This is a genomic window from Bacillus sp. HY001 (genome assembly GCF_007558965.1).
Lineage (GTDB): Bacteria > Bacillota > Bacilli > Bacillales > Bacillaceae_G > Bacillus_A > Bacillus_A mobilis.
This window is the reverse complement of the sequence record NZ_VLTE01000018.1, coordinates 15,032-37,722: the sequence shown is the minus strand read 5'-3', so window position 1 is coordinate 37,722 and position 22,691 is coordinate 15,032. Positions and strand designations below refer to the sequence as shown.

Below are 22,691 nucleotides of genomic sequence, written 5' to 3'. Positions count from 1 at the left end.
TTAGTTTCCCCCTACAATTTCTCTCATTTTTTCTTCAATTACATGTATGTCATCACCTTGAAGTGGACGTGGATCAATATCAAAGAATCCTTGTCTTACGCCGTAATCACGTGTGTAAATGGCAATTTCGCCTTCGCGTAATGCTGTTACAACGTCTTTTGCTGATTTATTTAACTCATTCTCATTAATGTGAATACGTGCTCTAAAGATTGCTCTTCCTGCTTCATCTTGAACAATCGTTACATTTACACCGTTTAATTCTTTCAGCGGCATAAGTACTTGTAACAACTCTTTTTCTTGCTCACTTTTATCTTCTTTTACCCCGTACTCATCAAGCGCTTGAAGTAAGCCAAAAGTTGTTTCTTTCCCAACTTTCATACTTCTTCCGATGCAATGTAATTGCACTTTCAGCCACTCAATATATTTTCGTTTCCCGCCGACAATACCAGAAGTAGGTCCTTCAATTGCCTTTGATCCGCTATAAATGGCAAGGTCTGCATACTTCACGTATTTTTGAATATCCTCTTCAGCTGCCGCATCGACGATAAGTGGTACGTTATTTCGCTGCGCAACTTCCCATGCTTCTTCAACAGAAATCATATTTTTTTGCACGGCATGGTGGGATTTCACATACAGAATCGCCGCTGTATTTTCACCAATCGCATCTTCAATATGCTCTGCTTTCCCTTCATTTGCGTAGCCAACTTCTACAAGTTTACCGCCGCCTAAGTAAATCATCGTTTCAACAGGAGCACCGTATTGAACGTTATGACCTTTTAACATAATCACTTCGTTTTTCGCGATGACCTCTTGATGAAGTCTTTCACTTTTACGGCGATTTCCTTCTGTAACGATACCAGCGATAGAAAGTGCAATTCCGCTCGATGCTGAATTTACAACAACTGCTGCCTCTGAATCTAGAATTCTCGCAATATAATCTCCTGCTTTATCTACTAAATCTGCAATTTCCACATAATTTTGTCCACCATGTTTCATCGCATCCATAACTGTATTTGTCGGAGCGGATACACCTAAAATACTCATTCTACCGCTCGCATTAATCACTCTTTTTAATCCGTACTTAGCATTCAATGAATGACCCATTGATCACAACCCCTTTCGTATCAATTCTTCTTTCAGCAACGCGCTGATCCCCTTCTGAATCAATTAACGTAACCTTCTCATCTTTCACCGTAAATAAAGTTAAGTTTGCAATATCGCCTTCTTGAATACGGCCAAGCTCTGGTTTTTTCAGCCACTCTGCCGCACGTTTCGTCACCGCATCAATTACTTCTTCTAGCGGATAACCTAAGTAAAGGAATTTCGAAAGAACGTGAGCCATACTATATACTGGACCGTGTATACGATTCTTCCGGTAAATATCTGTACTAATTGTATTAAAAGCAATATCGTGACGCTTCGCCGCTTCTGCTACTTTAAAAGAAAAACTAGCATTGCCATGGCCAACATCTAAATGAACACCGCGGTTCACTGCATCTAGTAATACAGGTAGCGGTTTGCCTTCTTCATCAAATAAATTATTTTCTTTCCCGTTTAAGTAATGTGTAATCACATCATCTTTTTCTAAAAGAGGTACAACTTCCTCAATGCGAGGAGGGGCTGAACCGATATGTACCATAATCGGTAATGATGTTTCACGAGATAACGAGCGCGCTACATGAAGCGGTTCAATTCCACTATCACAAACGACACTTTTACTCATTCTCGCCTTTAACCCAACGATTACATCTTTATACTTTTCTACTGCTTCTATTACTTTCTCTTTATCTATCCATTCCATATTGGACAATTCATCAATTCGTTTCAAACCGATGCGAGAAATGTTTAAAAAGGCAAATAAATTCGTTTTTGCCTGTTCTCTACTTTGTACTAAATCTGCAATACGATCAGCTCCGCAGCTACCCGCATCAACAATTGTCGTTACCCCTTGCTTAACGCCAATTTCATCCACCTCATCGCCATACGGATCAAACTCTGGAAAAGCATGAACGTGCAAATCAATCCAACCACTCGATACGTAAGTACCAGAGTAATCAAGAACCTTTCCACCCTCGCCAGCACCAGCTTTCGTCACCTGTGCGATTTTATTATTTTCAATTACAATGTCAATCTCTTCCCCGTTCACACGTTTCACATTACGTAGTACGAATCGTTCTGTCATTGTATTTCCACCCTTTTCTATAAGAAGCCATAAGAATACGCTTACATTAAAATTTCATTTTTATATCTCTTTCACACGTTTAGCGTAACACAAAAAAAGGGAGAAGTAAATATAACGTTATAATGTTTAATTTTATATTAAAATATGAGTTTCCATTACATATTCGGACACCCTATAAGCAGGAGGGATATTCTTGGGATTTCGAATTTTATTATTTATAATTTTAATCACTTTGTATGTACCAACAACGGTTAGCGCAGCCCCTCCATCACTCACGGCTGCATTTATCCGGGACCATCAGCTATGGATAAAGAAAGGAAATCAAGAAATACAAATCACAAAAAATCGATATGTGTATTCTCCAAAATGGTCTTATGATGGGAGATTTATTGGTTATATTGATAGTGATGAAACAGGGAAAAAGTCTAACTTATTCATTTATGATACGAAGAAGAAAGTAAACTATCAGCCTTATGAACGGGTCGTAACATCTGACTTTAAATGGTCACCAAATAAAAATCAATTAGCTTACACTGATCAAGGTTTATTAAACGTGACAAAAATTAAAAACGGTCACCCACAAGGTTTTGAAAATGTATCACTTGGGGTTAGTGATTTCGAATGGTTCCCGAACGGAAAGGACTTTATCGTCTCCTCACAATCCTGCTTGCGTCCGACCGGATGGGGCACAATTCCACTTTATAAAATACCAGCCGATGCAAATCTTGCTAAAGATAAAATAAAGCCTTTTTATACGATTCAAACAAATGAAACTGATTTATTTGCGATTAACGCTAACTATTTCAAGTGGAGTTCTGATGGAAAGTGGATTAGCTTTTTGGCTAGTCCTACTGCCTCCTTAGCAATGGATAGCAATACATTATGTGTTATCTCATCAAAAGGAAGACACTTTCGAACGATTGGTAACATGCTATGGTTCAAAGATTGGATGAAGTGGGCTCCATCAACTAATCAACTCGCCTATATTTCAGGAGAAGGAAGGTTCTTTGTAGAAAATAAAAAATTCACAGTTGCAGACATGGTAACAGCAAAACAACAAAAGATCTACACACCTGTCGGTTATGTAGACCTTGATTTAGAATGGTTTTCACCAAACAAAGTGGTTGTGGCTCGTGCAACAGAAAATAAGGTATGGAAAGAAGGTCCTGTTCCGACGATGTTTACAACACTTTATATGATCAATATAAAAACAGAAGAACAGAAACAAATCTCATTCCCAAAACAAAATGAACGTGATGAAAACCCTCAAGTTATTGGACCTTATCTTACTTGGCTTCGCAAGAAAGCAAATATATATAAAGGCGATGTCTGGATGAAGGATAGCTTACATAGTCAGGAGTATATATGGCTGAAAAATGTTGATGAGGCTCCAATCTTTTTTACTCGGAATGAAATCCATTGAGAATTGTATCTGTTCCCCTATTTGATTCTCCCGTAATAGAGCACTATTATGGGAGAATCAAGATTATCTATTCCTGTACCGTCACAATAACCCCATCCATATTATTCCCCGAAATTTCATACTGCTTATTCGCTGGAACATTCACTTTCCTGTTCCCTGACACTTTATAATAAGAAACCGTATATTTCTTACCTTCCACATCGGTTGTGATTTCTTTTTTCTCTTTTAAGAAGTCTAAGTATTCCTCCAATGTAATTTTCTCTTTTTGCATAATCGCACTATGCGGTAAGCCGACATAACGTATATGCCACGGCTCATATTGAATGCCTGTAATATGACTTTTATTTTTCGGATAACGTAAAACAAAGCCATGCTTCCATACGTTCTCTTCAATCCACTTTCCTTCAGGGGCTCTCTCCATTTTCTTTTGCGTAGATCCAATGTCGAGTGATAATCCTAAATTATGTTCACTATATCCTGCTGGAAGTGCATAGTCAGATCCCATTTCTTTATATAATTTACTTTGCTCTTGAAAATCTCGATACCCGCTACTCATTAAAAAATGCTGTACTCCATCTTTTCCAGCTGCATCGACAACGTTCAAAAAATTTTCCACAACACCCTTTGATAAGCGAAGATTTCTATCAAATATGACGTAACCTCTTACTAATTCACTATTGTGATTTACATTTATAATGTCAGACCTAATACTATCTTTTTTAACTGGGTAATCTTTATTAACTAATAATAGATCCCCTTTATAAATTTCTTCTTTTGTAACCTCTATATTTTCCGTATTCGCAGCTCTTACCGTATTATCTTTGTCTGTAATTTTAACATCGATCTCTTTTTGAAATAATGGTGATATATAAACGCCTACACAGATTGTGCATGCTATAAAAAAAGAAATAAATACCCACTTTTTCATTTCTAGTTCCTCCTTAACGTAACTTACGTATAGAATAGAAAAAACTATTAAAATAAAAAGTGGGGTAAAGTTTAAATTTTTATTAAATTACTTCGCTCTCTTCTTTTGGCAATCTCACTTCAAATATCGTTCTAATCACATTACTTTCAGCAGAAATCTTTCCATCATGCTGCTCAACAATATTTTTCGCAATAAATAGCCCAAGGCCTGTACCACCTTGCTGCTCTGATCTTGCCTTATCACCTGTATAAAACATATCAAAAAGATACGGTAAATCTTCTTCTGGAATGCTGTCTCCGTAATTAATAATTTGTACGACTACCTCTTCACCTTCAATGTACCCGTTCACATCAACAAACTTTCCATCATACCCGTAGCGAATCGCATTCGTTAAAAGATTTTCAAATACCCTCGCTAATAACTTCCCGTCTCCGTTAATAGGTAACTGCGGCGTGATATTCAATCTCGCTTCTAATTCCTTCTTTTCTAATAACGGATATAATTCTTCATCTAACTGAATAAGCAATTCACCTATATCAATCGATCTTTTTTCCAGCTTCAGCATCCCATAATTCATTCTTGTGATTTCAAATAATTCATCAATTAAACTTTCCAGCCTTTCGGATTTCGTAAAAGCAATTGTGGAAAAATGTTTAATTTGTTCTTTCGTCAAATTCTCATCTTTAAGAATTAAATCTAAATATCCTAAAACAGATGTTAACGGCGTTCTTAAATCGTGAGCTAAGTTAACAATGAGTTGATCTTTACTACTTTCCGCAAAGTCGCCTCGTTCTACTGCTTCCTTTAATTTTTCACTCGCTACATTTATTTCACGTGCGATATATCCAAACTCATCATTTGATGACACGTGCACTTCATTTGAAAAATTTCCGTTCGCCAAATGATGAATCCCGCTTGAAATCTCATCAAAATATTTTACATAAGGCCTAGTAAGGAAGAAGAAAAACATAATGGATAGAGGGATGAAAATAATTAAAAAGAAATTAACATCCCCAATTTGTCTTACCATGGAACGAAATTGAGCTAACGGATCCTCAAAACGAACGACTAATTTATAATAAATCCGTAATCCTTCATAAATGATATACGTTACGCCACCAGCAAATATCATACTTAACGCAAATAGCATAACCATCTTCGAGCGAAAGCTTCTCATCTTTTTAGCCATTGAACGTATACCCTACTCCCCACACTGTTTTTATTAACTTGTTCTTTCTTTTATCTTCCCCAAGTTTTTTCCGCAATGTACGAATATGTACCATAACTGTATTTCCGCCTTCAAAATAATCATCTGCCCATACTTGCTGAAAAATATTTTCTACATTGTACACTTTCTTCGGATGGCTCGCTAATAAATATAAAATATCAAACTCTTTCGGTGTTAATTCAACTTTTTCTCCGTACACATTTACTGTTCTTCGCTCAGGATCAATAACGACTCCGCCTACCTCTAAAGCAGATTTATTCTCCGCTACTTTCGGCTGATTTAACGTAAGAAATCGGCGTAATTGTGCATTTACACGCGCAACTAATTCAATCGGTGTAAAAGGTTTCGTCATATAATCATCCGCGCCTAATACAAGCCCTGTCACCTTATCAAAATCAGACGTTTTCGCACTTAAGAAAATGATTGGCATATGATGCTTCGCACGAATTTGGCGTGTCACTTCATAACCATCCATTTTCGGCATCATAATATCTAAAACCACTAAGTCGATTGGCTGCGTTTCAATAATATGAATTGCCTCTTCTCCATCAGCTGCTTTCACGACGTGGTAGCCTTCTTTTTCTAAATGTATCTCAATTAAATCAGCAATTTCTGCCTCATCATCCGCTATTAAAATTGAAATGCGCTTCATTTTACTCCCCCTTATATACGCTCGATTGTAAACTAGTCTATCCAATTTGTACAATACGAAAAGGTTACTCGCGGGAGTAACCTTAGTAAATGAAATTATATCGACGATTTTTCAAATATATCGAACACAACTTGAAATATATCAACGATTTTTTTAATATATCGACGTTTCGACAAGGAATATCGACTTACCGACAATTAACGACGAAATTCACCCGCTATTTGAAAGACTCAACCTACCGCTCTAAAACAATTCGCTGCTTCGTGATTTCCGCCAGCCTTCCGCGGTCTACTTCATACTCAGCGTCAACGCTTTGCGCTACAATCACTTTTCCGCTCTCTAGCATCACTTCCGGTGAAATAATATCCTTCTCCCAGTGTCTACTAGAGGCAGATATATCACCTGGAATCGAAAAGTTCGGCAGTGAAGCAAGTGCAACATTTTGTGCCCTTGAAATCCCCATTTCTACCATACCGCCGCACCAAACGGGTATGTTGTGCTCCATGCAATAATTATGAATTTGAATAGATTCTGTTAATCCACCCACTCGCCCTGGTTTAATATTAACGATGCGGCAGCTGCCAAGCGTAATCGCAACGCGCGCGTCTTCTAAACTATGGATGCTTTCGTCTAAACAAATGGGCGTTTCTATTTTCTTTTGCAACTGTGCATGGTCGAGAAAATCGTAATCCGCTAACGGCTGTTCAATCATCATCAATTGAAATTCATCTAATCGTTTCAATTTCTCCGTATCCGCTAACGTGTACGCTGAATTTGCATCAGCCATTAACGGGATGTGCGGGAACTCTTTACGAATTTCTTTCAATAATTCGTAATCATGCTCTGGCTTTATTTTCACTTTAAAACGCTCATATCCTTCTTCTGCGTACTTCTCGATTTGTTTTAACATAACCGGAATTGTATTGATACCAACCACAACGCCAACTTCAATTTCAGTCCTAGTTCCGCCAAGTAACGTCGCTAATGATTTCTGTTCACGCTTCGCATATAGATCCCAAACAGCCCCTTCAATTCCGGCCTTTGCCATTCGGTTTCTTTTTATATGCTGGAACAAACCTGGCACTTCATTCGGATGAGAAATTTCAGCTTTTAATAAATCAGGTAATAAAAAATCTTGTAGTACATGCAGCGCCGTCTTCACTGTTTCTTCCGTATACCATGGTTCAGAAAACGCAACGACTTCGCCAAATCCAATGTACCCGTCCGTATCTTCTAATTCAATCACGATGCTCTCACGCTTCTCATAAGTTCCGTAGCTTGCAGCAAACGGGATTACGAGTGGCATTTCCGTTATATGAAGTGTCGCTTTTTTTATTTCCACTTACATCTCCTCCACTAATTGTCTTAACTCTCGTCTTAACAATTTTTTCGAAGCGTTTCGTGGCAATTCCTCTAAAAAACATGCTTTTTTCGGCACTTTATATTTCGCTAATTTCTCCTCGCAAAAATGAAGAATTTCTTTTTCTGTTACCGCCCCGCTTTTCACCACAAAAGCAGCGGGTACTTGTCCCCATTTATCGTCAGTCATACCGACAACACCGGCTTCTGCTACCATCGGATGAGAAAGTAACACTTCTTCAATTTGAGCCGGATATATATTTTCCCCGCCAGAAATAATTAAATCACTGCGGCGATCTAATACGTATAAAAATCCTTCGTCATCTAAATAACCGAGGTCACCAGTATGCAGCCATCCGTTTTGAATGGTTTCGCGCGTCGCATCTTCACGGTTAAAATAACCACCTGTTACGTTTGGTCCTTTTACTACAATCTCGCCTTCCGCAAACGACGCCACTACTACGCCATCTTTTTCAATACGAAGTTGGCACTGAAATAGTGGTTTTCCGGCTGATCCTACTTTCGTTAACATGTAATCTGCTGATAACGTACAAATTTGCGACGACGTTTCTGTCATACCGTACGTTTGATACACAGGAATTCCTTTTTCTACACATGTTTCAAGTAACGGTTTCGGCGCTGGTCCTCCGCCAAGTAACATGCATCGTAAAGAAGATGGATATGTCTCTTCTCCTAGTCTCTCTAATAGATCTGTTAACATTTTAGAAACGACAGAAATAATCGTTACGCCTCTCGTTTGAAGTGCTTTATGAATAAAATCGGCATCATATTTCGGAACGAGTAAAATGCGCATGCCGTACATAATATTTTTCATTAAAAGAGATAACCCGCCAACGTGGAACATCGGCATACAAGCTAACCAGCAATCATCATCACGAAGCCCTAAATTAAGCGAAGAGCCAACCGCGCTTGCCCAATGATTGCCGTACGTTAAAATAACGCCTTTCGGTTTACCTGTCGTCCCAGACGTATAAATAATTGTCATCGCTTCTCCTAAAGAGAATTCTTCTTGTATAGAGGCTTCCGCCTTCGGTCCATTCATCACTTCAGCAAATGAATATACAGGAACATCTTTAGCCTCAAAATCTTGATCCGTCACTAAACAAATAACTTCAGCATCATCCATTTGCCAAAGTAGCTCTTCTCTTGAAAGACGCGTATTTAAAAGCACAGCTACTGCACCTACGTAAGATAGGGCGTGAATAACTGTAATCATCTCCATACCATTTTTCATCAGAACAGCCACCTTTTGCCCACGCTTCACTCCTACATGCGTGAAGTGTTCACAAACAGATACTACTTTTTCATGCAGCTGCATAAAAGTAACCTTTTCATCCTCTATTTCAATTGCAGTGCGGTCTGGTGTTAAAAACGCACGTTGCTTTAACCAATTTGGCATCGTCTCCATCATTCATTCTCCTTTCATGAAAGAAAGAGACTTGATATGACATCAAGTCTCTTAGTTGTTTTGTTTCCGGTTGATCACGGGAAACGAGGGAATTGACCGAAGTCCGGACTGCGTTTTTCTTTGAACGCGTCACGACCTTCTTTTGCTTCGTCAGTTGTGTAGTACAATAACGTTGCATCTCCAGCTAGTTGTTGAATACCAGCTAGACCGTCTGTATCTGCGTTGAATGCAGCTTTTAGGAAACGAAGTGCCATTGGGCTGTTTGCTAAGATTTCTTGTGCCCATTGTACTGTTTCTGCTTCAAGCTCTTCTAATGGTACTACTGTGTTTACTAAGCCCATATCAAGCGCTTCCTGTGCGCTATATTGACGGCATAGGTACCAAATTTCGCGAGCTTTCTTGTGGCCTACCATACGAGCTAAGTAACCAGCTCCGTATCCACCGTCAAAGCTTCCTACTTTAGGACCTGTTTGTCCGAATACAGCGTTGTCTGCAGCGATTGTTAAGTCACATACGATATGAAGTACGTGTCCACCACCGATTGCATAACCTGCTACCATTGCGATAACTGGTTTAGGAATTGCGCGAATTAGACGTTGTAAGTCTAATACGTTTAAACGAGGAATTTGGTCGTCACCTACATATCCACCATGACCGCGAACTTTTTGGTCGCCGCCAGAACAGAATGCACGTCCACCTTCACCTGTTAAAATGATAACGCCAACATTTGCATCATCACGAGCGTGTGCAAAAGCGTTGATTAACTCCATTACCGTTTTAGGACGGAATGCGTTATGTACTTCAGGGCGGTTAATCGAAATCTTTGCGATACCATTGTATGTTGAATAAATAATATCTTCGTAATTGCCTTCTTTTACCCATTCAATAGCCATTACAACTACCTCCTTGTATATTTCTGATCTCCTCTATAAGTGTAGCTTCCTTCTTAGATGAAAAAGCATCACTGCATAGTTTTTAGAAATCCCTTTACTATTGTATCAAACTTTTCCGGTTGTTCCACATGAATTGCATGGCCAGCACCATCAATTTTGACAAATTTCGCGTCATGGGCGCTTTTTTCGATGGTTTTTAATATGCGAAAGAACTTTTCATCATGCTCCCCGTTCATTAAAAGAACAGGCATTTTTAAGTTTGGCAGCTCGTCCCACCATGAAGGCTGAGCCCCTGTTCCCATGCCTCTTAAGCTATTTGCAAGTCCTTTTGAATCGTTAGCAAGTCGTTCTTTTCGCACCGCTTCTTGTACGTTTTGTGCTAAACTTTTTTGCGTTTCAAACAGCGGAATATTTTCCCACATCGTTACAAAACTATTGATGCCTTCTCGCTCAATTTTATGAGCAAGTCGCTCATCTTTTTCACGACGTTCTTTTCTGTCCTCTTCACTTTTGAGTCCGGCTGTACAATTTTCTAATAAAAGAGAATGTACATACTCTGGATATAAACATGCCATCGTAATCGCCAGTCTACCGCCCATTGAATAGCCGAGTATGTGCGCTTTTTCAATATGAAGATAATCCAGTAGTTCTTTCATTTGTAGTGCTACATTTCGAATATCATAATGAGTCACATCTTCAGGACTTTCCGTTTTTCCGTGCCCAACAATGTCTACTAAAATGACTTGAAATTTCTCACTCCAAGAAGGAACGAAAGAACGCCACGTTTCCATGCTTCCCGTAAAACCATGAAGAAGTAGAAGTGGTTCTCCGCTTCCGACTACTTCATATTCATACGATACACCTTGCAGCGTTACGTTCATTTTGATTCACCTTGCAACGATGTAGTAATTACATCCTGCGTTTTTTTCCATAATTTGCGATGCAATGTTAAGTTTTCATCACGGTTCGTACAAATTTCTACAACGTGTAAACCTTCCGCCCTTGTTCCTTTTTGTACCTCTTCTCGGAATTGCTCCCAACCATTTACACGGCTAAATGAACCACCGTACATTTTGACAACATGCTCATAATCAAGCCCAATCGGTGTTCCAAATAATGATTCGAAGTGTTCCTTTTTCTCATATTGTGGTAAGAATGAGAAAATACCGCCGCCGTCATTATTTACAACAACAATCGTTATATTTAATTCATGTAATTTTGCGGCTAATAATCCGTTTAAATCGTGATAAAATGATAAATCACCAATAACTAATACGAGCGGATCGCAAATAATGCTCGCTCCTAAAGCTGTCGAAATAATTCCATCAATCCCGTTTACACCGCGGTTTGCCATCACTTGAATATTTTTGTCCGATGTGAAGAAGAATGAATCTGTATCACGAATTGGCATACTATTACTCGCAAATAACGTTGCCCCTTCTGGTAATACACGGACGATATCCGTAATAACTTTCCCTTCAAATGCAGTATCATATGTTTCCATTTCACGAAGCGTTTCCTTCGTTTTTTCGTTTATATGTTGCCACATTAGGGACCAATCATTCTTTTTCATAACTGGCATTTTTTCTATTAGTGCCTTGCAAAATGCAATATCACTCGCTTGAACCACTTCTGTCGCAACGAGAGCTGGATCTCTCCATTGTCCAGATTCCTCAACAACGATATGAACGGCTTTCGTCTGTTTTTTAATGAACTGCGTTAATGCTTTCGAAACAGGCATACCACCAAAGCGAATCATAACTTCTGGCTTCCACGTTTCTTTTAACAATTCATTTCGTAAAAATGTGTCGTAACAGTCGATTACCATCTTTTTATCGTGGTGTCCGCTACGAATGTTAGAAAGTGGATCTGCTAATATTGGATATCCCGTTTTTTCAGCTAGTTGCGTTGCAAACGCTGCGATTTCTGAATGGCTATCATCTCCACAAATAATAAGCCCCTTTTCCATCTGTGAAAGGCGCCCTACAAGAGAATCTACATATTCACTCGGCATCATCACGTTCCCTTGCTGAACTACTCCTGTATATTCCCCGCGTCCTTTATCCCATAAACTTTCTAATGAAAAGTCCGGAATAAGCGGTTCGCGAACTGGAAAATTAAGATGAACAGGTCCTTGCGGCGCTAGAAGTGCACTTGCTATCGTGCGCTGCGTCGTCATGCGAGCGTAATGATACATCGCTTCACTCGCTTCTGGAAGTGCCATCTCTGTAAATTGCTTCACAAATGTACCGTATAAATTGAATTGATTCATCGCTTGTGGTGCACCGACGTCTCTTAATTCATGCGGTCTATCTGCTGTTAAGACGATGAGCGGCACTCGCGAATGAAAAGCTTCACATACAGCTGGATAGTAGTTCGCTGCTGCCGTTCCTGACGTACATAATAAGGCAACGGGACGTTTTTTCGCTTTTGCAATACCGAGCGCAAAAAATCCTGCCGATCTTTCATCTACATGTAAATATGTGTTCATTCCTTCATGTTGTTCCATTAGCAAAGCAATCGGCGTTGACCGTGAGCCTGGACTAATGACAACATCACATACATTTAGACGCGTCAGTTCATCCACGAACGCGCCTAAATAATATGATAATGCTTCTATATGATTGTTCATTTCATTAATTCCTCCAAAGCACCAAGCATCGGTCTAAACTTCAAACTTGTTTCTTCATATTCAAGTTGCGGTACTGAATCAATTACAATCCCGCAACCGGCAAATAAGGATGCTTTCTCGCCATTTAATAATCCGCAGCGAAGCGCAACCGCAAATTCACCATTTCCTTCATCATCTATCCAGCCAATCGGTGCACCATATAATCCTCTGTCTAACAATTCAACATCACGAATCAGTTTCATCGCTTCCAAACGAGGTGTCCCGCCAAGAGCTGGTGTTGGATGTAATTCTTCTACCATTGTTAGAAGACTCGCATCGCCTTTTGCCTCTACAGGTGTATATAAATGAATTAAGTTTTTCGTTGTTAATAAGCCCGGACTTTCCGGAATATTAACAGATTCGCAGTGCTCATTTAATACTCCTCGGATCATGTTCACAACATAACCGTGTTCAGCTAAATTCTTTTCATCATGAAGAAGCGCATTACTATTTCGTTTACTTTCTTCTATAGATTGACCATGACCAGTTGAACCAGCAAGACACATCGAAGTAAACTTCTCATCTTCTTTGCGAATTAATCTCTCTGGCGTCGCTCCTAAGAAGCATGCTCCTTTATAATCAAAAGAAAATACGTAACAATCTGGTTGCCCTATGCGAAGTGCTTCTAAAACGAGAGCAGAATCAATATGATGATCCATTTCTACTTTTAGCTCCCTCGCTAATACAACCTTCTGCACGTTCCCCTGCTTCATTTCATCTTGCACTTTCTCAATGGCCTTCATCCAGCCTTTCGGATCTACTTCTACTTTAGAAGTAACTGTTAGTTTCAATCCTTCTAGTGCACATTTACTCTCCCCAAAAATTTTCTCTTCTAAAGAAACAATTTCGTTATAAAGAGTTTCTGCACAATCTGTTGCTGAAACAAATGTATTCATTGTTAACCATGCTTTTTCATTTTTTACAGTTAATAAAAATGCTGGTAGTGAAAATGTCGTATCATCAAATTCTTTCCATAAGTCCGTTTTCTCTTTTTCTTGATCAAATGAAAATCCACCAAATAAAAGAGGACCTGTTCCAAATTCGTATTTTTCTCTTTGTACAAATGCTTTTTCTTTTACTTTATCCCACTCGTCACGAGTAGTTTGAAAGCGTTTTTGAGAAGCAGTTGCTATAGTGAAAACAGAGCCAATTCCAGCAAATATTACATGCTGAGCTGGGTCTGCAAAATAACATCTATTTTCGGATGCAATCCTTTTACCTGCTGCATAAAACAGAAGCGGATCCATCCAGTCTATTTGTTTTACGAAGCTCACCAATATTTTTTCATCAGTTGCACGCTTAATAGCTGCAGCAAGAACTTCTTGCAAGCCTACTTGTTTCGTTTGAATCACAATTGTCTCCCCCCTATGGGCGAAAAATAGTCATAATTACGCTTGATTTTAAGATACACCTCAAACGAAAGGCCTGTCAACGTTTAGCATTTCTGAGAAATTCACCTTCTCTTCCTAGAAAATAAACGTTGACACTAAATGATGCTTTTTCTACACTTAGTTGTGTACAATATGTGACCAAAGGAGGATTCAACATGGAAATGAACGTCGAAACGAATTCCTCTCCTACGGCGCCAAAGCCAAGTAAGCAAACAGGCTGGCGCATTTGGTGGAGTTTACTACGTCCCCATACATTAACAGCAGCTTTCGTTCCTGTTTTCATCGGAACAGCATATGCAATGCAGGTCGGAGGCATAAATCAAATACATCTCCCTCTTTTCCTTATGATGCTTCTTGCTTGTCTTCTCATTCAAGCAGCAACAAACATGTTTAATGAATACTTTGATTATAAAAGAGGACTTGATCACGAAGGATCAGTTGGTATCGGCGGCGCTATCGTCCGCGATGGCATTCAGCCAAAAACAGTGCTTAACTTAGCATTTGGATTTTTCGGCATCGCAATACTATTAGGTGTTTATATTTGTATGAATTCTAGCTGGTGGCTTGCAGCAATCGGTCTTGTTTGTATGGCCGTTGCTTACCTTTATACAGGCGGTCCACTTCCAATTGCCTATACACCATTTGGAGAGTTAACAGCCGGACTATTTATGGGTGTCATTATTATCGGGATTTCATTCTTTATTCAAACTGGAACTGTAACATCAGAAGTCATTTTACTATCTATTCCAAGCTCCATTTTAATTGGCGCCATATTATTAGCTAATAACATTCGTGACTTAGATGGCGATAAAGAAAATGGCCGTAAAACGTTAGCAATTCTCGTTGGACGTGAAAGAGCCGTTGGTGTACTTGCTTCTATGTTCATCGTTTCCTACATTTGGACAATTGCTTTAATTATCGTGGGCATCGTATCACCATGGATGCTTATCGTATTTTTAAGTGCACCGAAAGCATTTAAAGCGACGAAAGGCTTTATCGGCAAAAGCATTCCAATGGAAATGGTACCTGCAATGATTGCAACAGCAAAAACAAATACAATCTTCGGTCTCTTAATGGGAATCGGATTACTACTTGGATATTTCCTATAAGAAGGAGCCGCTAACGCGGCTCCTTTTTCATATACCAATTTCAGCTCATAATTCCTACTCGCAACGCTCATACTATGTAAAGAAACTGAATTGTAGGAAGGTGGACGACTATGTTAACTCCACAACAAATAAATCAATTTAAATCTATTTTAGAAAAACAACAGCTAGAAGTTGAACAAACAATACAAACTCATGAGAATACAGATCGTGCTTCTGAACGCGATTCTGTTGGAGAATTATCTAGCTATGACAATCATCCAGGTGATATGGCTACAGAATTGTACGAACGTGAAAAAGATTTCGGGCTCATCGAGTTTTGGCATAAGCAGCTAGAAGATACGAAACATGCTCTGCAAAAAATTGAAGCAGGTACGTATGGAATTTGCGAAGTATCTGGCGAAGAAATTCCGTTTGAAAGATTAGAGGCAATGCCAACTGCTACAACGTGTATTCAGCACACTACAAATAAATTAAATATGAACACGCGACCAGTTGAAGAAGAAGTGTTGGCTCCTTCTTTTCACAAGCACGACGAAGATCATTCTGTTGAATACGATGCGGAAGATGCATGGCAAGATGTTGCCAATTACGGAACGTCTGAAACGCCGTCTGATTTAGAAAGACAAGATTCCAAAAACTATAATGGCATGTATGTAAATAGCGAGGAAAATGTAGGTTACGTAGAGGATTTCGAAAACTTTATCGGTACAGATATGTATGGAAAAAATCCGCAAGTTTTCGCTACGGAAGAGCATGAAGAATATGAACAAATGCTTGATGACTTTGAAGAGCGTACCTTTAAGGGCGAATTATCCTCAAATGAATCGAGTTCCAAAGAATAAAAAAAAGCATTCCGAAAATCGGAATGCTTTTTATCGCTAGCTAATTAGTTTTTTGTAACGTTAGCTGCTTGTGGTCCGCGGTTTCCTTCAACGATTTCGAAAGAAACTTCTTGACCTTCTTCTAAAGTTTTGAAGCCTTCGCCTTGGATAGCTGAGAAATGTACGAATACGTCTTCTCCGCCTTCAACTTCGATGAAGCCAAAACCTTTTTCGCCGTTAAACCATTTAACTTTACCTGTTTGCATGTCATGTACCTCCTAAATAAAAATGAAACTATGAATCCACATGAAAAGGTGGATATAAAGGACATGAATGTATAACAAGCTTACAGCCTTTAATACAACGTGCTTTATTTCCGTACCACATTATGTAGCTCAATAGTGATTTCACTATATCATGCTATATCAAAAACGTCAAATGAGAACACTTTCAATCCATCGTTTTTTATAATCCTAGTATAACCTTAAATTTTCATTCTATTTTTATTTAAAAATTAACAAATCTACAGTATTCTAATTTCTTTGATTTCGGTACAATATAATTACTACATATGATGAGGTGAAAAAATGCAAGCACATGAAATCGAGTATAAATTATATGGCGATGATATGCAGTTTGTTGAAATTGAATTAGATCCAGAAGAAAGCGTTATCGCAGAGGCTGGCGCAATGATGATGATGGAAGATCATATCGAAATGGAAACAATCTTCGGTGATGGTTCTGGCCAATCTAGTGGTCTATTCGGTAAATTAATGGGCGCTGGCAAGCGTCTTGTTACAGGCGAAAGTATGTTTATGACTGTCTTTACAAATACAGGTCATGGCAAGCGCCATGTATCTTTTGCTGCTCCTTATCCTGGTAAAATTGTTCCTGTAGATTTAACAGAATATCAAGGAAAAGTAGTTTGCCAAAAAGATGCGTTTCTTTGTGCAGCAAAAGGCGTTTCTATCGGAATCGAGTTTACGAAAAAAATCGGAACTGGTTTCTTCGGTGGAGAAGGTTTCATCATGCAGAAACTTGAAGGTGATGGACTTGCTTTCATGCATGCAGGCGGAACTGTATACAAGCGTGAATTAAAACCTGGCGAAAAGCTTCGCATTGATACGGGTTGTCTCGTTGCCATGACAAAAGACGTTAACTACGATGTTCAATTCGTTGGAAAAGTAAAAACAGCTCTATTTGGCGGCGAAGGTTTATTCTTCGCAACGTTAGAAGGACCTGGAACAGTTTGGATTCAGTCCTTAACACTTAGCCGTTTAGCAGCACGCCTTACAAGCCCAGCAGCTCAAAACAGCGGTGAAGGCAGCGTTTTAGGCGGACTTGGACGTCTTTTAGATGGGAAAGAATAATTTATAATAGTAGCAGGGGTATAACTTCGTCGAACTTTTTGACTAGGTTATATCTCTTTTTATTTTTCCTTTCAACGAGTAACATGCACTATTATGATAACTCCTCAAATAAAGTGAAATTTTAATCGCCCCTCACCAATCGAGCTTTTACGAGCAGTTGATCACCCGCCTACCTTCTTTGCTTCCGCTGAATTTGAGGTAGGGGTCTTACTGCCCGCAAATAGCGGGAGAAACAAAAATAATGATAGTGTCTTTAAACAAGCAGTACAAAACTCTTGCAATATTAAACTGTAACATTTAAAATTACGTTTGTAAGGAGTGATACAAACTTGAATAGTGAATTTATGATTGCAGTACATTGTTTAACTTATCTAAATCATGTATCTGGGAATATGGCAAATAGTGAAGAATTAGCTGATAACATTTGTGCTAATGCAGCGCGAATTCGTAAAGTTATGCGAATGTTAAAAAAGAATGGTTTAATTTCTACAAAAGAAGGAATTAACGGTGGTTATATTTTCAAGCACAATCCTAAAGATGTTACGCTTGGAGACATTTATGAACTAACTTCAACTAGTTCTTTATCTTCTAATTGGAGATCTGGTGATATAGATAAAGATTGTACAATTTCTTCAGGAATAGGCGATGTAATGACTGAAATATTCATCGAGGGCGATAAACATTATAAATTATTTTTAGATAAACTAAGTATACAAGATGTTATAGATAAATTATTTAAATAAAGAGTTTCATTTTGGTATAAATGCTTTTACAAACTATACCGAAATGAAAGTATGTCATAAATGTAACTTTTAAAATTACATTTAACTTATTCAAAGCTCCTTACCTAAAATTATAGCTACATATGAAAGGAACATTTATTATGTCTAACAATTTATATCAAAAAGAAAATTTACGCCATTTATCAAAATTATCTACACTAGCACCCGAACAAGCTCAAGCATTTCAAAAGTTTAGTAGACAAGTTATGACTGAAGGTGCTTTATCAAAGAAAGAAAAAGAAATCATTGCTGTTGCTGTAGCGCATGCAACAGAATGTCCATATTGTATTGATGCACATACAGTAAATGCAAAACGCGCTGGTGCATCTCTTGAAGAACTAACAGAGGCCATTTTTGTTGTCGCTTCTGTTGAAGCTGGTGGCGCAATCACACATAGTACACATATGCAAAACGCATTAGATTCTGGCGCTGATGATGTACTATATCGCCGATCTAATTTACAAAAAGTAGCAAACCTAAAACAATTTGCGCCTGAAGGTTTTTCCGCATTTATGGAGTTTAACATGGCAGCAACTAAAGAAGGAACTCTAAGTAAAAAACTAAAGGAATTAATTGCTATCGCTATCGCACATACAACAGAATGCCCATATTGTATCGATGTGCATACAAAATCTGCAGCAAAAGCAGGAGCAACAAAAGAAGAAATTGCAGAGGCTATTTTAGTTGCAGCTGCTTTACGCGCAGGCGGTGCCTATGCTCATATGGCTAACATGATTGAAAGCTATCAAAAATAGAAAACCTTGAAAAAGTATCCTCATACAACGGATACTTTTTCTTTTATCCCGCTATTTGCCGGGCAGTAGGCCCCCACTAATTAAAGCTTCACTTTATTATTCTTTTTCGATATATTTTAATGCCAATATTGATATGCTCGTTCTTTTCCAACACAATCCACACCACATAATTGTAGGTTCAAACCTTCTCAAAAGAATGAATCAAGTCCCTCACTGCATATATTGAACTATACTTTTTCTTAAGGAGGGCTTCCTTAATGCGTACTCCTTTATCCTTCGATAAAGATACTGCCATATTGTTAGCTTCTTGTTGCGAGTTAACGTATGAACAATATAAACAAAATGGGATTTTCGAAATACCAGATGGTTTTCAATATGTACAAGGCTTTCAAGGAAAAACCATTCAAACGACAGAATGGTTCGGATTCATACTAGAATCTGAGGATACGATTATTGTAGCTTTTCGCGGGACACAAACAGATACAGACTGGATTATCGATTCACTCGTTAACCAAAAACCATACCCATACGCTTTGAATAGCGGAAATGTCCATAACGGCTTTCTTTCCATTTATGAATCTTGCCGAGATTCTATTATGGATATGCTCGTATCACTTCCAGCCCATAAAAAACTTCTTGCAACAGGTCATAGCTTGGGCGGCGCGCTCGCCACACTACATATACTCGATGCGCGTATCAACACCGCCTTCGCACAGTACGGTCTTTATACATTTGCCTCTCCAAAAGTAGGCGATATTGCATTTCGTAATTATTATAAACTACAAGTAGCTAGTAGCTTTCGCTTCGTTAATTTATTTGATGTCGTTCCTCTTCTCCCTCCACGCAATGTCCATTTTAATGACCAAGACTGGGAATATGCACACGTTCATCACAACATGACATTTACAAAAAACACAAAATCTATTACAAATAATCATGCCATGACAACATACAAAACATGTCTGACTTCTCATTTTTAACCAGTAAACAATTGGAAATTAAATATCCTTATACTATAATAATATATGAAGTTATTTTTGGATGAGGGGACCTTACATGCTAAAATTTATCTTTGCACTTTTTCTCATTGTAATTTTTACGTTTACAGGTTTCTTTACATTTTCATACTTTGCGACAGGAGAATATGGTGGAACTGGTATAATCTATACCGCTATTCCATTTCTTTCTTAAGCAAAAAAGGAAAACCGAGCTTAATGAGATTAAGCTCGGTTTTTTAAGCGATTATATTCCTCTTTTAAAAGGGACTTTCATTTAATACTGTGTAACCGCATTACCAATACCCCAAATCTCGTTACTATACTGCAAAATCGTTCGATCGCTCGCAAAATGACCAGATTGTGCAATATTTAAAATCGACATTTCTAGCCACTTCGTTCGGTTCTCATAAGCTCTACCAACAGCTTCTTGCCTTTCCGCATATGGACCAAAATCTCGCAGAACGAAGTATTCATCATTTTGAATAACGAGAGAATCGTAAATCGCTTCAAATTCAGCTCCTGAATGTGCAAAGAAACCATTCGTTAACTGATCTACTACTTTTTTAATATGCATATTGTGGTGATAATAATCACTTGCACGATACCCACCATTTTGATAGTAATGAAGAACCTCTTCCGCCGTTAAACCGAAAATGAAACAGTTATCATCACCGACTCTGTCTTTTATTTCAACATTAGCACCGTCTAACGTTCCAAGTGTGATCGCACCATTCATCATAAATTTCATATTACCTGTTCCTGATGCTTCTTTACTCGCAGTTGAAATTTGCTCACTAACATCCGCAGCTGGGAATATATCTTCTGCTAAAGACACTCGATAGTTTTCTAGAAAGATAACTTTCATATATTGGCTTACGTACGGATCATTATTCACTTTTCTTGCGAGTTCATTAATTAATTTAATAATTTTTTTTGCATAGTAATAGCCAGGTGATGCTTTCGCTCCAAAAATAAAAGTTCGCGGATAAAATGTAAAACTAGCATCCTCTTTCAAACGGTTATACAAATATAAAATATGAAGGACGTTTAATAATTGTCGTTTGTAAGCATGCAGTCTTTTTACTTGCACATCAAAAATAGAATTAGGATCAATTGTAATCCCCATTTTATTATGAATACGCTCCGCTAAAATCTCTTTACGCTCTTGTTTTACCTCTGCAAATTTCTCTTGGAAACTCGCATCGTGTTGAACTAATTGCAGCGCTTGAAGCTTAATCGGTTCTTTCTTCCACTCTGTTCCAATCGCCTCTGAAATAAGGTTCGTCAGCTGCGGATTCGCTTTCATTAACCAGCGTCTATGAGCAATTCCATTCGTTTTATTATTAAACTTATCTGGATAAAACTCATAAAACAATCGCATTTCACGTTGTTTTAAAATTTCCGTATGAATTTTCGCTACACCATTAACGCTATGGCTACCGACAATTGCTAAATGAGCCATTTTCACAAGATCATGTGCAATAATCGCCATCTCTTCAATACGATGCCATTCATATGGATAACGTTCCCAAAGGTCATGACAGAAACGTTCATTAATCTCTTCAATAATCATATAAATTCTCGGTAATAACGGTTTAAAAATGTGAATTGGCCACTTTTCAAGTGCTTCTGATAACGTCGTATGATTCGTATAAGAAATCGTTTGCGTCGTTATGTGCCAAGCTTCTTCCCATGCTAGTTTTTCTTCATCTAATAAAATACGCATCAGTTCTGGAATCGCCAAAACTGGGTGTGTATCATTAATATGAATCGCAATTTTCTCATGCAATTGACGAAGGTCACCATATCTTTCTCTATGCAAACGAACGATATTTTGCAAACTTGCTGATACGAGGAAATATTGTTGTTTCAAACGAAGTATTTTCCCCTCATCATGCGTATCATCTGGATATAAAAACTCCGATACCGCTTCTGTTTCACGCTTATATTTCAAAATATCTTTGCAATTTTGCGGGAAAGGAACTGGTTCAGCATTCCAAAGTCTAAGTGTGTTTACAGTACTCGTCTCATAACCTACTACCGGAACGTCATATGGTACTGCCATGATCACTTCTGCATTCGTATGCCTGAACTCTAAACGTCCATCAATGTATAGTGGTTCAACATTGCCGAAATAACTTACTTCTACAGCTTGATCATGCCTTCTTACTTCCCATACGTTTTCATGAAGCAGCCACTGTTCTGGAAATTCAACTTGATAACCATCAACAATTTTTTGATCAAATAAGCCGTGTTTGTAACGAATGCCACATCCATGACCTGGTAAGTTTAACGATGCAAGTGAATCAAGGAAACAGGCTGCTAATCGTCCAAGTCCACCATTTCCAAGACCTGCATCTGCTTCCACCTCTTCTAATTCTTGTAACGAAATACCAAGCTCAGAAAGTCCTTGCTCACATAAATTCCTGATACCTAAATTTAATATGTTACTTCCAAGCAAACGCCCAAGTAAAAACTCAATGGATAAGTAATACATTTGCTTTCGCTCTCCAGATCGATAGCTTTCGTTCGTTGCAATCCATTGACTATTCATATACTCACGTACCATGTATCCAAGCGTATTGTATTGATCACGAGTTGTAGAGTCTTTGAAACTTTTACCATACATCGTCTCTAACTTTTCTAGAAAAGCTGATTTGAAACTTTCAACATGAGTAAACATTTCTTCACCACCTACAT

General features: G+C 38.3%; 21 protein-coding genes. 8 read left to right on the top strand and 13 right to left on the bottom strand.

Annotated elements, in window-relative coordinates; genetic code table 11:
• Entirely contained in the window at nucleotides 1-1,104 is a 1,104-nt protein-coding gene (locus FOT98_RS11220; protein ID WP_063259498.1) for a DgaE family pyridoxal phosphate-dependent ammonia lyase, read from the bottom strand.
• Nucleotides 1,082-2,182: an amidohydrolase/deacetylase family metallohydrolase gene (locus tag FOT98_RS11215; RefSeq protein ID WP_063259497.1), complete on the bottom strand. Its 1,101-nt coding sequence runs from the start codon at nucleotides 2,180-2,182 to the stop codon at nucleotides 1,082-1,084. The genes FOT98_RS11220 and FOT98_RS11215 overlap by 23 nt, the downstream gene beginning before the upstream one ends.
• A gap of 193 nt (nucleotides 2,183-2,375) precedes the next feature.
• On the opposite strand from FOT98_RS11215, the gene FOT98_RS11210 reads away from it, so the two are divergent.
• On the top strand, nucleotides 2,376-3,605 hold the full coding sequence (locus FOT98_RS11210; RefSeq protein ID WP_063259496.1) for a hypothetical protein: 1,230 nt from the start codon (nucleotides 2,376-2,378) through the stop codon (nucleotides 3,603-3,605).
• 67 nt (nucleotides 3,606-3,672) lie between these two features.
• On the opposite strand, the gene FOT98_RS11205 is transcribed toward FOT98_RS11210, so the two are convergent.
• From FOT98_RS11205 to FOT98_RS11165, 9 genes are all read right to left on the bottom strand, one after another.
• Nucleotides 3,673-4,533: a M15 family metallopeptidase gene (locus FOT98_RS11205; protein WP_063259495.1), complete on the bottom strand. Its 861-nt coding sequence runs from the start codon at nucleotides 4,531-4,533 to the stop codon at nucleotides 3,673-3,675.
• 82 nt (nucleotides 4,534-4,615) lie between these two features.
• Entirely contained in the window at nucleotides 4,616-5,722 is a 1,107-nt protein-coding gene (locus FOT98_RS11200) for a HAMP domain-containing sensor histidine kinase (protein ID WP_063259494.1), read from the bottom strand.
• Complete coding sequence (locus tag FOT98_RS11195) at nucleotides 5,715-6,413, bottom strand: response regulator transcription factor (protein WP_063259493.1); 699 nt, start codon at nucleotides 6,411-6,413, stop codon at nucleotides 5,715-5,717. Before FOT98_RS11195 ends, FOT98_RS11200 begins: the two co-directional genes overlap by 8 nt.
• A 235-nt stretch (nucleotides 6,414-6,648) precedes the next feature.
• Entirely contained in the window at nucleotides 6,649-7,755 is a 1,107-nt protein-coding gene (gene menC, locus FOT98_RS11190) for an o-succinylbenzoate synthase (protein WP_063259492.1), read from the bottom strand.
• Nucleotides 7,756-9,201 carry an o-succinylbenzoate--CoA ligase gene (locus FOT98_RS11185; protein ID WP_063259491.1) on the bottom strand — a complete coding sequence of 482 codons (1,446 nt, stop codon included), beginning with the start codon at nucleotides 9,199-9,201 and terminating at the stop codon, nucleotides 7,756-7,758.
• A gap of 74 nt (nucleotides 9,202-9,275) precedes the next feature.
• Nucleotides 9,276-10,094, bottom strand: coding sequence for a 1,4-dihydroxy-2-naphthoyl-CoA synthase (gene menB / locus FOT98_RS11180; RefSeq protein WP_000963888.1), 819 nt, complete (start codon nucleotides 10,092-10,094; stop codon nucleotides 9,276-9,278).
• A 68-nt stretch (nucleotides 10,095-10,162) separates the two neighbouring features.
• Nucleotides 10,163-10,975, bottom strand: coding sequence for a 2-succinyl-6-hydroxy-2,4-cyclohexadiene-1-carboxylate synthase (gene menH, locus FOT98_RS11175; protein ID WP_063259490.1), 813 nt, complete (start codon nucleotides 10,973-10,975; stop codon nucleotides 10,163-10,165).
• Nucleotides 10,972-12,726 carry a 2-succinyl-5-enolpyruvyl-6-hydroxy-3-cyclohexene-1-carboxylic-acid synthase gene (menD, locus tag FOT98_RS11170; RefSeq protein ID WP_063259489.1) on the bottom strand — a complete coding sequence of 585 codons (1,755 nt, stop codon included), beginning with the start codon at nucleotides 12,724-12,726 and terminating at the stop codon, nucleotides 10,972-10,974. The genes menH and menD overlap by 4 nt, the downstream gene beginning before the upstream one ends.
• On the bottom strand, nucleotides 12,723-14,117 hold the full coding sequence (locus tag FOT98_RS11165) for an isochorismate synthase (RefSeq protein ID WP_063259488.1): 1,395 nt from the start codon (nucleotides 14,115-14,117) through the stop codon (nucleotides 12,723-12,725). The genes menD and FOT98_RS11165 overlap by 4 nt, the downstream gene beginning before the upstream one ends.
• Nucleotides 14,118-14,311: 194 nt before the next feature.
• Between FOT98_RS11165 and FOT98_RS11160 the strand changes: the two genes are divergently transcribed.
• Nucleotides 14,312-15,265 (top strand): 1,4-dihydroxy-2-naphthoate polyprenyltransferase, encoded by a 954-nt coding sequence (locus FOT98_RS11160; RefSeq protein ID WP_000425753.1) that lies wholly within the window; start codon nucleotides 14,312-14,314, stop codon nucleotides 15,263-15,265.
• A 110-nt stretch (nucleotides 15,266-15,375) separates the two neighbouring features.
• Entirely contained in the window at nucleotides 15,376-16,107 is a 732-nt protein-coding gene (locus FOT98_RS11155) for a yteA family sporulation protein (RefSeq protein ID WP_061677620.1), read from the top strand.
• A gap of 44 nt (nucleotides 16,108-16,151) precedes the next feature.
• Here FOT98_RS11155 and cspD read toward each other — a convergent pair whose 3' ends face one another.
• Nucleotides 16,152-16,352: a cold-shock protein CspD gene (gene cspD / locus FOT98_RS11150; RefSeq protein ID WP_001193053.1), complete on the bottom strand. Its 201-nt coding sequence runs from the start codon at nucleotides 16,350-16,352 to the stop codon at nucleotides 16,152-16,154.
• 321 nt (nucleotides 16,353-16,673) lie between these two features.
• Here cspD and FOT98_RS11145 point away from each other — a divergent pair, with 321 nt between their 5' ends.
• The 5 genes from FOT98_RS11145 (at nucleotide 16,674) to FOT98_RS32900 (ending at nucleotide 20,184) form a co-directional block, all read left to right on the top strand.
• Nucleotides 16,674-17,456: a TIGR00266 family protein gene (locus tag FOT98_RS11145; protein ID WP_063259487.1), complete on the top strand. Its 783-nt coding sequence runs from the start codon at nucleotides 16,674-16,676 to the stop codon at nucleotides 17,454-17,456.
• A 329-nt stretch (nucleotides 17,457-17,785) separates the two neighbouring features.
• A complete protein-coding gene (locus tag FOT98_RS11140) occupies nucleotides 17,786-18,199 on the top strand; it encodes an RrF2 family transcriptional regulator (RefSeq protein WP_064774833.1) in 414 nt (137 codons plus the stop codon).
• Between the two features lie 140 nt (nucleotides 18,200-18,339).
• The gene (locus FOT98_RS11135) at nucleotides 18,340-18,993 is read left to right on the top strand and encodes a carboxymuconolactone decarboxylase family protein (protein WP_063259486.1); all 654 of its coding nucleotides are present in this window, start codon (nucleotides 18,340-18,342) and stop codon (nucleotides 18,991-18,993) included.
• Between the two features lie 257 nt (nucleotides 18,994-19,250).
• Nucleotides 19,251-19,973: a lipase family protein gene (locus FOT98_RS11130; RefSeq protein WP_001260119.1), complete on the top strand. Its 723-nt coding sequence runs from the start codon at nucleotides 19,251-19,253 to the stop codon at nucleotides 19,971-19,973.
• 76 nt (nucleotides 19,974-20,049) lie between these two features.
• A complete protein-coding gene (locus tag FOT98_RS32900; protein WP_000911073.1) occupies nucleotides 20,050-20,184 on the top strand; it encodes a hypothetical protein in 135 nt (44 codons plus the stop codon).
• An 81-nt stretch (nucleotides 20,185-20,265) separates the two neighbouring features.
• Here the strand turns inward: FOT98_RS32900 and glgP are convergent, their stop codons facing one another.
• On the bottom strand, nucleotides 20,266-22,674 hold the full coding sequence (gene glgP, locus FOT98_RS11125) for a glycogen phosphorylase (protein WP_063259485.1): 2,409 nt from the start codon (nucleotides 22,672-22,674) through the stop codon (nucleotides 20,266-20,268).
• Nucleotides 22,675-22,691 lie beyond the last annotated feature (17 nt).

What these genes read in the sequence shown, in the direction of transcription:
- FOT98_RS11220 (WP_063259498.1), bottom strand. Translation starts at nt 1,104, where the DNA reads ATGGGTCATTCATTGAATGCTAAGTACGGATTAAAAAGAGTGATTAAT.
- FOT98_RS11215 (WP_063259497.1), bottom strand. Translation starts at nt 2,182, where the DNA reads ATGACAGAACGATTCGTACTACGTAATGTGAAACGTGTGAACGGGGAA.
- FOT98_RS11205 (WP_063259495.1), bottom strand. Translation starts at nt 4,533, where the DNA reads ATGAAAAAGTGGGTATTTATTTCTTTTTTTATAGCATGCACAATCTGT.
- FOT98_RS11200 (WP_063259494.1), bottom strand. Translation starts at nt 5,722, where the DNA reads ATGGCTAAAAAGATGAGAAGCTTTCGCTCGAAGATGGTTATGCTATTT.
- FOT98_RS11195 (WP_063259493.1), bottom strand. Translation starts at nt 6,413, where the DNA reads ATGAAGCGCATTTCAATTTTAATAGCGGATGATGAGGCAGAAATTGCT.
- FOT98_RS11185 (WP_063259491.1), bottom strand. Translation starts at nt 9,201, where the DNA reads ATGGAGACGATGCCAAATTGGTTAAAGCAACGTGCGTTTTTAACACCA.
- menB (WP_000963888.1), bottom strand. Translation starts at nt 10,094, where the DNA reads ATGGCTATTGAATGGGTAAAAGAAGGCAATTACGAAGATATTATTTAT.
- menH (WP_063259490.1), bottom strand. Translation starts at nt 10,975, where the DNA reads ATGAACGTAACGCTGCAAGGTGTATCGTATGAATATGAAGTAGTCGGA.
- menD (WP_063259489.1), bottom strand. Translation starts at nt 12,726, where the DNA reads ATGAACAATCATATAGAAGCATTATCATATTATTTAGGCGCGTTCGTG.
- FOT98_RS11160 (WP_000425753.1), top strand. Translation starts at nt 14,312, where the DNA reads ATGGAAATGAACGTCGAAACGAATTCCTCTCCTACGGCGCCAAAGCCA.
- FOT98_RS11155 (WP_061677620.1), top strand. Translation starts at nt 15,376, where the DNA reads ATGTTAACTCCACAACAAATAAATCAATTTAAATCTATTTTAGAAAAA.
- cspD (WP_001193053.1), bottom strand. Translation starts at nt 16,352, where the DNA reads ATGCAAACAGGTAAAGTTAAATGGTTTAACGGCGAAAAAGGTTTTGGC.
- FOT98_RS11145 (WP_063259487.1), top strand. Translation starts at nt 16,674, where the DNA reads ATGCAAGCACATGAAATCGAGTATAAATTATATGGCGATGATATGCAG.
- FOT98_RS11135 (WP_063259486.1), top strand. Translation starts at nt 18,340, where the DNA reads ATGTCTAACAATTTATATCAAAAAGAAAATTTACGCCATTTATCAAAA.
- FOT98_RS11130 (WP_001260119.1), top strand. Translation starts at nt 19,251, where the DNA reads ATGCGTACTCCTTTATCCTTCGATAAAGATACTGCCATATTGTTAGCT.
- FOT98_RS32900 (WP_000911073.1), top strand. Translation starts at nt 20,050, where the DNA reads ATGCTAAAATTTATCTTTGCACTTTTTCTCATTGTAATTTTTACGTTT.
- glgP (WP_063259485.1), bottom strand. Translation starts at nt 22,674, where the DNA reads ATGTTTACTCATGTTGAAAGTTTCAAATCAGCTTTTCTAGAAAAGTTA.